Below are 7,678 nucleotides of genomic sequence, written 5' to 3'. Positions count from 1 at the left end.
CACGAGCTTTTTCTTCCGGCGCGTTATCGATCTGGTCGAATGCGCGAGCAGCACCACCGTAGGTTTTAGCCAGAACGGTAGTGATTGCAGCGGTCAGAGTAGTTTTACCATGGTCAACGTGGCCGATAGTACCGACGTTGACGTGCGGTTTTGTACGTTCAAATTTTTCTTTAGACACGGCTATATTCCTTACTATAGTGCTCTCCCCTTCAGGAGAGAGCACGGGACTTTGGTTTTAACCCTGCGGCTTATTTACCACGGGCTTCGATTACGGCCTGAGCAACGTTGTTCGGCGCATCATCATACTTCAGGAACTCCATGGAGTAAGAAGCACGACCTTTGGTCAGAGAACGCAGCTGAGTTGCATATCCGAACATTTCAGACAGCGGAACTTCAGCGTGGATCACAACGCCAGTCACGTTGGATTCCTGACCGCGCAGCATACCGCGACGACGGCTAAGGTCACCGATAACGTCACCAGTGTTCTCTTCCGGAGTTTCTACTTCAACCTTCATGATCGGCTCAAGCAGAACTGGTTTCGCTTTCTTAAAGCCATCTTTGAAGGCAATAGAAGCGGCCAGTTTAAACGCCAGTTCAGAGGAGTCAACGTCGTGGTAAGAACCGAAGTGCAGACGCACGCCCAGATCAACTACCGGATAACCAGCCAGAGGGCCAGCTTTCAGCTGCTCCTGGATGCCTTTATCAACGGCCGGGATGTATTCACCAGGAATTACACCACCTTTAATGTCGTTGATGAACTCGTAACCTTTCGGGTTAGAGCCCGGCTCCAGCGGGTACATGTCGATAACGACGTGACCATACTGACCGCGACCACCAGACTGTTTAGCGTGTTTACCTTCGATATCGGTAACTTTCGCGCGAATCGCTTCACGGTAAGCAACCTGAGGTTTACCGACGTTCGCTTCAACGTTGAATTCACGTTTCATACGGTCAACGATGATGTCGAGGTGCAGCTCACCCATACCGGCGATGATAGTCTGGTTAGATTCTTCATCAGTCCATACGCGGAAAGACGGGTCTTCTTTAGCCAGACGGCCCAGAGCCAGACCCATTTTTTCCTGGTCAGCTTTGGTTTTCGGTTCAACAGCGATAGAGATTACCGGCTCAGGGAATTCCATACGCTCCAGAATGATCGGCGCGTTAGGATCACACAGAGTATCACCCGTAGTAACGTCTTTCAGACCGATAGCAGCAGCGATATCGCCCGCGCGAACTTCTTTGATCTCTTCACGTTTGTTAGCGTGCATCTGTACGATACGACCGAAACGCTCACGAGCAGCTTTCACGGAGTTCAGGATGGTATCACCAGAGTTAACCACACCAGAGTACACGCGGAAGAAGGTCAGGTTACCCACGAACGGGTCGGTAGCGATTTTGAATGCCAGAGCAGCAAACGGCTCATCATCGCTAGCGTGACGCTCAGCAGGAGTATCTTTACCATCGTCCAGGATACCGTTGATCGCAGGAACGTCGACCGGGGATGGCAGGTAGTCAACTACCGCATCCAGCATCGCCTGTACGCCTTTGTTCTTGAACGCAGAACCACAGGTTACAAGGATGATTTCGTTATTCAGAACGCGCTGACGCAGAGCAGTTTTAATCTCTTCTTCAGTCAGTTCTTCGCCACCCAGGTATTTTTCCATCAGCTCTTCAGAAGCTTCAGCAGCGGACTCGATCAGGTTCTGGTGCCATTCTTCGGCCAGTTCCTGCATGTCTGCCGGAATATCTTCGTAAGTGAAGGTTACGCCTGCATCTTCTTCGTTCCAGTTGATGGCTTTCATTTTCACCAGGTCAACAACACCGGTGAACGCTTCTTCAGCGCCAATCGCCAGCTGCAGCGGAACAGGGTTCGCGCCCAGACGGGTTTTGATCTGACCAACAACTTTCAGGAAGTTCGCACCCATACGGTCCATTTTGTTAACGAACGCAATGCGCGGAACTTTATATTTGTTTGCCTGACGCCATACGGTTTCAGACTGAGGCTGAACACCACCAACTGCGCAGTAAACCATTACTGCACCATCAAGCACACGCATGGAACGTTCTACTTCGATAGTGAAGTCAACGTGCCCCGGGGTGTCGATGATGTTTACGCGATGCGGTTCATACTGCTTAGCCATACCTGACCAGAATGCAGTAGTCGCTGCGGAGGTGATAGTAATACCACGCTCTTGCTCCTGCTCCATCCAGTCCATGGTGGCAGCGCCGTCATGAACTTCACCGATTTTGTGGTTTACACCGGTGTAGAACAGAATACGTTCGGTAGTAGTAGTTTTACCGGCGTCGATGTGCGCACTGATACCGATGTTACGGTAGCGTGCGATGGGTGTTGTACGAGCCATTTGATTCCTCGTTTATTTCTTTAGGCGTTCAGTTAAGTTATCCAAAACGGGCGACTTACCTGAAGCGCCCGCCTGGTGACTAAGACTCCGAAGGGATTACCAACGGTAGTGTGCGAACGCCTTGTTGGCTTCTGCCATACGGTGAACGTCTTCACGTTTCTTAACTGCAGTACCTTTGTTGTCTGCAGCATCAGAAAGTTCGTTCGCCAGACGCAGAGCCATGGATTTATCACCACGTTTACGAGCAGCTTCAACGATCCAACGCATTGCCAGAGCATTACGACGAACCGGACGGACTTCAACTGGAACCTGATAAGTAGAACCACCAACGCGGCGGGACTTAACTTCGACAGTCGGGCGAACGTTGTCGAGAGCGACTTCGAATGCTTCCAGTTCATTTTTACCAGAGCGCTGAGCCAGGGTCTCCAGCGCGCTGTATACGATTGCTTCTGCAGTAGATTTTTTACCATCTACCATCAGGATATTTACAAATTTAGCCAGCAGTTCTGATCCGAACTTAGGATCCGGCAGGATTTTACGCTGACCAATGACGCGACGACGTGGCATGGAAATACTCCGTTGTTAATTCAGGATTGTCCAAAACTCTAAGAGTTTAGTTTGACATTAATATAAAACGTTTGGCCTTACTTAACGGAGAACCATTAAGCCTTAGGACGCTTCACGCCATACTTGGAGCGAGCTTGCTTACGGTCTTTAACGCCGGAGCAGTCAAGCGCACCACGAACGGTGTGGTAACGAACACCCGGAAGGTCTTTAACACGACCGCCACGGATCAGGATCACGGAGTGCTCCTGCAGGTTGTGACCTTCACCACCGATGTAGGAGGTGACTTCGAAACCGTTAGTCAGACGCACACGGCAAACTTTACGCAGTGCGGAGTTCGGTTTCTTAGGAGTGGTGGTATATACACGAGTACATACGCCACGTTTCTGCGGGCAGGCTTCCAGCGCCGGCACGTTGCTCTTTGCAACTTTGCGCGCGCGTGGTTTGCGTACCAGCTGGTTAATTGTTGCCATTAAATAGCTCCTGGTTTTAGCTTTTGCTTCGTAAACACGTAATAAATCGCCTCATATAATATGAGGACGCAGAATTTTAGGGCGGTGCCGAAAAGGTGTCAAGAAATATACAACAATCCCGCCATTACCAGGACAACTGACCGGCATGTTTGACTGAAAGTCTGACGAAATCAGTATAGCTAACCCTGACGACACTGTCCGCAATTTGACCAGCCAGCCCGCGGGCTTCGATATCGTCTTGCAGAGCGTAGAGGGATATGGGGGCAGATTGCAGGATTTCAAGGAAGCGGCCTTGCGCGACAGCGGCGGTAACGCCGTCCGACAGCAGCAGCAGCTCGTCACCTTCTTTTATCAAACGGAGCATAGCCGCAATATCGGCGTGCCAGGGGGATGTGCTTAATGTGTGGAGCATTCAGACCTCAGAAACGCAGTATCACGTTAAAATCGTCCAGCCGGGCGCGCAGAGCCTCTGGCTCCAGCCATTCACCGTCCACGACCCACGGCGTGGCGGAAGTCAGGCCGCGCTCGCGCGCTGAAACCGCGCAAATCCAGCACTGTTCAATATCGTATAACGACAGGAGTTTAAAGGTAGAGATATAATCGCGCGCCAGCACTGCGGCTGGCCGCTGCTCCGGAAGGAGCTGAAATACGCCATCTCCGACGAAGAAGACGCCAATCTCTTCCGTCAGTGCGGATGTCGCCAGCAGGGCATCCAGCCCTTCCCTGCCCGATGCTGAGCCATGGGGTGCCGACGAAAAAATAAAGGCTATGCGTTTCATCAGAACTGCACCATCCGGTCGCAGGTTAAGGCAGCTTCCGCCAACGCACCTAATCCACTCAGCGTAAAGCCCGGCTGCAAATTATGCGCAGGCAAACTCAGCTGCTGCGCCTCCTGTGCATCGGTTATGCCACGGCGTAAAGCTGCAGCTACACAGATATGTAAGGAGACGCCGTGTTCGTCATGTAATGCCTGCCAGGCCCGGACCAGATCAAATTCATCGCTGGCGGGGGCAGTTAGCTGATTCGCATTGTAGACGCCTTCACGATAGAAAAAGATACTGAGCAATTCGTGGCCTTCCTGCAACACGGCTCGGGCAAACTGCAGTGCGCTGCTGGCCTGCTGCGTACCATAAGCCGGCCCCGTCACCGTAATGGCAAAACGCATTATTTATCCAGCCCCTGGAAATCTCCGCTTTTGAACTGACGAATATAGAGATATACCGTGTGCTTAGAGATGTTCAGCCGATCCGCTACCTGATTAATGGCGTCTTTGATATCAAAGATCCCTTTCTCATAGAGGTTCAGAACGATCTGACGATTTTTGGCGTTGTTAGAAACGTTGCGGTCGGCATTCACCTCTTCAATAGTGAACTCAAGCGTCTGTGCAACCAGGTCGTCAACCGATGAAGCAAAGTTGACCTGTGAATTCACTTCTGTCGTTTCTGGCGGAATAAAGGTGCTCATTATTTGCGAGAACGGCACGTCAAGGTTCATGTTGATGCACAGCAGGCCAATAACCCGATGGTCACGGTTGCGGATAGCGATGGTCACTGATTTCATCAGTACGCCGCTTTTGGCGCGAGTAAAATAGCATTTGGAAACGCTGCTATCGGCCCCAGTCATATCGTGCAACATGCGCAACGCAAGGTCGGTAATTGGCGAGCCGATCTGACGGCCGGTATGTTCACCGTTGGCGATACGAATAGCGGAACATTTTAAGTCCTGCAATGAGTGCAGTACGATTTCACAGTGGGAACCGATGAGCATCGCTAACCCGTCCACTACCGCTTCATAGGATTTAAGGATATCGAAGTCGGTCTGGTCAAAAGGACGTTGATCCAGCAAATCAAGCTCGCTGGTCTCGTTGGTTAAAAGCGACCTGGACATGGAAAAAAGCACTCCTTTTCAGGAGCCTGTCGTTATCGTCAGGGCAGGCTCATCATCATTATTAATCTATCTAAAGTAATACAGCGCCTGAGGTTCTTTCCAGTTTTAATTATATCTGCCCTCAATAAAAAAGCCGCCGCCCCTGGAGGCGGCGGCTTGAGCCAGATTACTTCTTCGCGTCAGCGGCTGGCGCTTCGGCCGCGGCTTCAGGCTTGGCGTCCGCTTTCGGAGCCGGTTTGATGTCCAACAGCTCTACATCAAATACCAGAGTGGAGTTAGCCGGGATACCCGGTACGCCGGTTTTGCCGTAAGCCAGATCCGGTGGAATGACCAGCTGAATTTTACCGCCTTTCTTAATGTTCTTCAGGCCTTCAGTCCAGCCAGGGATTACGCCGTCCAGACGGAAGGACAGCGGTTCGCCACGGGTGTAAGAGTTATCAAACTCTTTACCATCGATCAGCGTACCTTTGTAGTTAACAACAACGGTATCGCTGTCTTTCGGCGCTTCGCCCGTACCCGCTTTCTCTACTTTGTACAGCAGACCGGAATTCGCTTTTTTCACACCCTGCTTTTTCGCATAGGCATCGCGATAAGCTTTACCTTTTGCCTCATTCTCAGCAGCATCTTTTTCCATTTTCTGCTGGGCAGCGGTTTTTACGCGAGTTTCAAACGCCTGCAGAGTCTGTTCGATCTCCTGATCGGACAGCTTGCTCTTATCGGCAAAAGCGTCCTGAACGCCGGCAATCAGCTGAGCTTTATCTAATTTGATGCCCAGTTTTTCTTGTTCTTTCAGGGAGTTTTCCATGTAACGTCCCAGCGATGCACCCAGCGCATATGCAGATTTCTGATCGTCATTTTTGAATGCCGATTTGCTGTCCGTTGCAGGTGCCGCTTTCGCTTCGGTGGCTGCTTTGGTCACAGTTTCAGCAGCAAAGGTCAGCGGTGCATTCAGGGCGACGGCCATTGTGGTCGCCAGCAGCGTTACTTTAAACAGTGATTTCATCCATTTCTCCAGGGCCGGGGCATCTCACCCCAGGGTTATCATAAAAAACAAAAAACGTACTATAGAACGTTGCAGAACAAATCAACATACAGACGTACCTGAATATCGCCTCATTTCAGACTATTTTTGTATGAATTAGTTTCCTGTCAGGCGTAACGATGCTGCGTGAATGCTGAAACTTCAGTAGAATCCGCCCGCAGGATCAGACAGAAGAGGTTACTCATGCACGATAGCACTTTAGAGACTCGCCTTGCGGAGCTGGAGAGCAGACTGGCGTTTCAGGAAATCACCATTGAAGACCTCAACAAGACCGTCACCGCCCACGAGATAGAAATGGCCAGGATGCGCGAACATATGCGCCTGATGGTGGAAAAGCTGAAAGCTACTCAGCCCTCGCATATGGCTTCACAGGCAGAAGAAACGCCTCCACCGCACTATTAAGACGTAAAAAAAGCGGGTCTCCCCGCTTTTTTCTATTCCAGAACGCTAGCGCGAAGGAATTAGTGGCAACCGCAGCCGCCGTTACCGCCGCAGCCGCCTTTGCCATGTTCATGGTCATGGCCGTGACCGTGGCCACCGCAGCAACCGTCATGATCGTGGTCGTGACCGTGGTCGTGGCCGTGAGCGCCATGTACATGACCGTGTTCCAGCTCTTCCGCCGTTGCTTCGCGAAGCGCGACAACTTCAACGTTGAACTTCAGATTCTGGCCAGCCAGCATGTGGTTACCGTCAACAACAACGTGTTCGTCACCCACTTCGGTGATTTCTACCGGTACCGGGCCCTGATCGGTTTCCGCGAGGAAGCGCATGCCAACCTGCAGCTCGTCAACGCCCATAAACACGTCTTTAGGAACGCGCTGTACCAGGTTTTCGTCGTACTGGCCGTACGCGTCATTAGCGCCGACTTCTACGTCAAATTTGTCGCCCACTTCGTGACCATCCAGCGCGCTTTCCAGGCCGGAAATCAGGGAACCGTGACCATGCAGGTAGTCCAGCGGCGCGCTTACCGGAGACTCATCAACCAACACACCGTCTTCTGTACGTACCTGATAGGCCAGGCTGACCACCAGGTCTTTTGCTACTTTCATGATATCTCCTGAGCATGGGAAGAATAGTGGCGCAGATTGTAGCGGAATTCTGCAGCCGTGTACCCTTTAGCTTAAAAAAAGCCGCCCGATAACGCTAGTCCGGATGAAAAATGCCTATCACTTGCTCTTCTTTGCGAACATGCTCGCGGACCTCTTTATCCGCCTCTCGCATCTGGTGTCCACACTTAACGCACTCAACTATATCGACATTATTCTCACGCCACATCGCCAGCGAATCCTGAGCCTGGCACGCCGGGCATTTCGCCCCGGCAATAAAACGTTTACGCACAGCCATATCAT

12 protein-coding genes are annotated in these 7,678 nt (G+C 51.5%); 1 reads left to right on the top strand and 11 read right to left on the bottom strand.

The window, feature by feature from the left end; translation table 11 throughout:
* The 9 genes from ABLV11_RS05860 to fkpA form a co-directional block, all read right to left on the bottom strand.
* Window positions 1-178: GTP-binding protein (locus tag ABLV11_RS05860; protein WP_000031655.1), on the bottom strand; the 178-nt coding region annotated here is incomplete at its 3' end.
* Between the two features lie 70 nt (window positions 179-248).
* On the bottom strand, window positions 249-2,363 hold the full coding sequence (fusA, locus tag ABLV11_RS05855) for an elongation factor G (protein WP_004115957.1): 2,115 nt from the start codon (window positions 2,361-2,363) through the stop codon (window positions 249-251).
* Window positions 2,364-2,459: 96 nt separating this feature from the next.
* On the bottom strand, window positions 2,460-2,930 hold the full coding sequence (gene rpsG, locus ABLV11_RS05850) for a 30S ribosomal protein S7 (protein WP_004106370.1): 471 nt from the start codon (window positions 2,928-2,930) through the stop codon (window positions 2,460-2,462).
* A 95-nt stretch (window positions 2,931-3,025) separates the two neighbouring features.
* Window positions 3,026-3,400 (bottom strand): 30S ribosomal protein S12, encoded by a 375-nt coding sequence (gene rpsL, locus ABLV11_RS05845; protein ID WP_002920115.1) that lies wholly within the window; start codon window positions 3,398-3,400, stop codon window positions 3,026-3,028.
* Window positions 3,401-3,524: 124 nt separating this feature from the next.
* Complete coding sequence (gene tusB / locus ABLV11_RS05840) at window positions 3,525-3,812, bottom strand: sulfurtransferase complex subunit TusB (protein WP_064356361.1); 288 nt, start codon at window positions 3,810-3,812, stop codon at window positions 3,525-3,527.
* 7 nt (window positions 3,813-3,819) lie between these two features.
* Window positions 3,820-4,179 (bottom strand): sulfurtransferase complex subunit TusC, encoded by a 360-nt coding sequence (gene tusC, locus ABLV11_RS05835; RefSeq protein ID WP_017145327.1) that lies wholly within the window; start codon window positions 4,177-4,179, stop codon window positions 3,820-3,822.
* Window positions 4,179-4,565: a sulfurtransferase complex subunit TusD gene (gene tusD, locus ABLV11_RS05830; RefSeq protein ID WP_004106378.1), complete on the bottom strand. Its 387-nt coding sequence runs from the start codon at window positions 4,563-4,565 to the stop codon at window positions 4,179-4,181. The genes tusC and tusD overlap by 1 nt, the downstream gene beginning before the upstream one ends.
* The gene (locus tag ABLV11_RS05825; protein WP_004106380.1) at window positions 4,565-5,287 is read right to left on the bottom strand and encodes a transcriptional regulator; all 723 of its coding nucleotides are present in this window, start codon (window positions 5,285-5,287) and stop codon (window positions 4,565-4,567) included. Before ABLV11_RS05825 ends, tusD begins: the two co-directional genes overlap by 1 nt.
* A 166-nt stretch (window positions 5,288-5,453) precedes the next feature.
* The gene (fkpA, locus tag ABLV11_RS05820) at window positions 5,454-6,290 is read right to left on the bottom strand and encodes an FKBP-type peptidyl-prolyl cis-trans isomerase (protein ID WP_004106382.1); all 837 of its coding nucleotides are present in this window, start codon (window positions 6,288-6,290) and stop codon (window positions 5,454-5,456) included.
* Window positions 6,291-6,512: 222 nt separating this feature from the next.
* On the opposite strand from fkpA, the gene ABLV11_RS05815 reads away from it, so the two are divergent.
* Complete coding sequence (locus tag ABLV11_RS05815; protein ID WP_004106384.1) at window positions 6,513-6,731, top strand: protein SlyX; 219 nt, start codon at window positions 6,513-6,515, stop codon at window positions 6,729-6,731.
* Window positions 6,732-6,790: 59 nt separating this feature from the next.
* Here ABLV11_RS05815 and slyD read toward each other — a convergent pair whose 3' ends face one another.
* Window positions 6,791-7,378 (bottom strand): peptidylprolyl isomerase, encoded by a 588-nt coding sequence (slyD, locus tag ABLV11_RS05810; RefSeq protein WP_004106387.1) that lies wholly within the window; start codon window positions 7,376-7,378, stop codon window positions 6,791-6,793.
* Window positions 7,379-7,472: 94 nt separating this feature from the next.
* Window positions 7,473-7,673, bottom strand: a complete 201-nt coding sequence (locus ABLV11_RS05805; RefSeq protein WP_004106389.1) for a YheV family putative zinc ribbon protein — start codon at window positions 7,671-7,673, stop codon at window positions 7,473-7,475.
* Window positions 7,674-7,678: the final 5 nt, after the last annotated feature.

Origin of the sequence: Klebsiella sp. GW_Kp181, assembly GCF_040062315.1 — a bacterium.
Classification (GTDB): domain Bacteria; phylum Pseudomonadota; class Gammaproteobacteria; order Enterobacterales; family Enterobacteriaceae; genus Klebsiella; species Klebsiella oxytoca.
Note: the sequence above shows the minus strand (reverse complement) of the source record. Positions and strands in the feature narration are given on the sequence as shown.

Bases quoted from the DNA above. Each gene is read 5' to 3' on its own strand.
- fusA (WP_004115957.1), bottom strand. From the start codon at position 2,363: ATGGCTCGTACAACACCCATCGCACGCTACCGTAACATCGGTATCAGT.
- rpsL (WP_002920115.1), bottom strand. From the start codon at position 3,400: ATGGCAACAATTAACCAGCTGGTACGCAAACCACGCGCGCGCAAAGTT.
- slyD (WP_004106387.1), bottom strand. From the start codon at position 7,378: ATGAAAGTAGCAAAAGACCTGGTGGTCAGCCTGGCCTATCAGGTACGT.
- ABLV11_RS05815 (WP_004106384.1), top strand. From the start codon at position 6,513: ATGCACGATAGCACTTTAGAGACTCGCCTTGCGGAGCTGGAGAGCAGA.
- tusC (WP_017145327.1), bottom strand. From the start codon at position 4,179: ATGAAACGCATAGCCTTTATTTTTTCGTCGGCACCCCATGGCTCAGCA.
- ABLV11_RS05805 (WP_004106389.1), bottom strand. From the start codon at position 7,673: ATGGCTGTGCGTAAACGTTTTATTGCCGGGGCGAAATGCCCGGCGTGC.
- fkpA (WP_004106382.1), bottom strand. From the start codon at position 6,290: ATGAAATCACTGTTTAAAGTAACGCTGCTGGCGACCACAATGGCCGTC.
- tusB (WP_064356361.1), bottom strand. From the start codon at position 3,812: ATGCTCCACACATTAAGCACATCCCCCTGGCACGCCGATATTGCGGCT.
- tusD (WP_004106378.1), bottom strand. From the start codon at position 4,565: ATGCGTTTTGCCATTACGGTGACGGGGCCGGCTTATGGTACGCAGCAG.
- rpsG (WP_004106370.1), bottom strand. From the start codon at position 2,930: ATGCCACGTCGTCGCGTCATTGGTCAGCGTAAAATCCTGCCGGATCCT.
- ABLV11_RS05825 (WP_004106380.1), bottom strand. From the start codon at position 5,287: ATGTCCAGGTCGCTTTTAACCAACGAGACCAGCGAGCTTGATTTGCTG.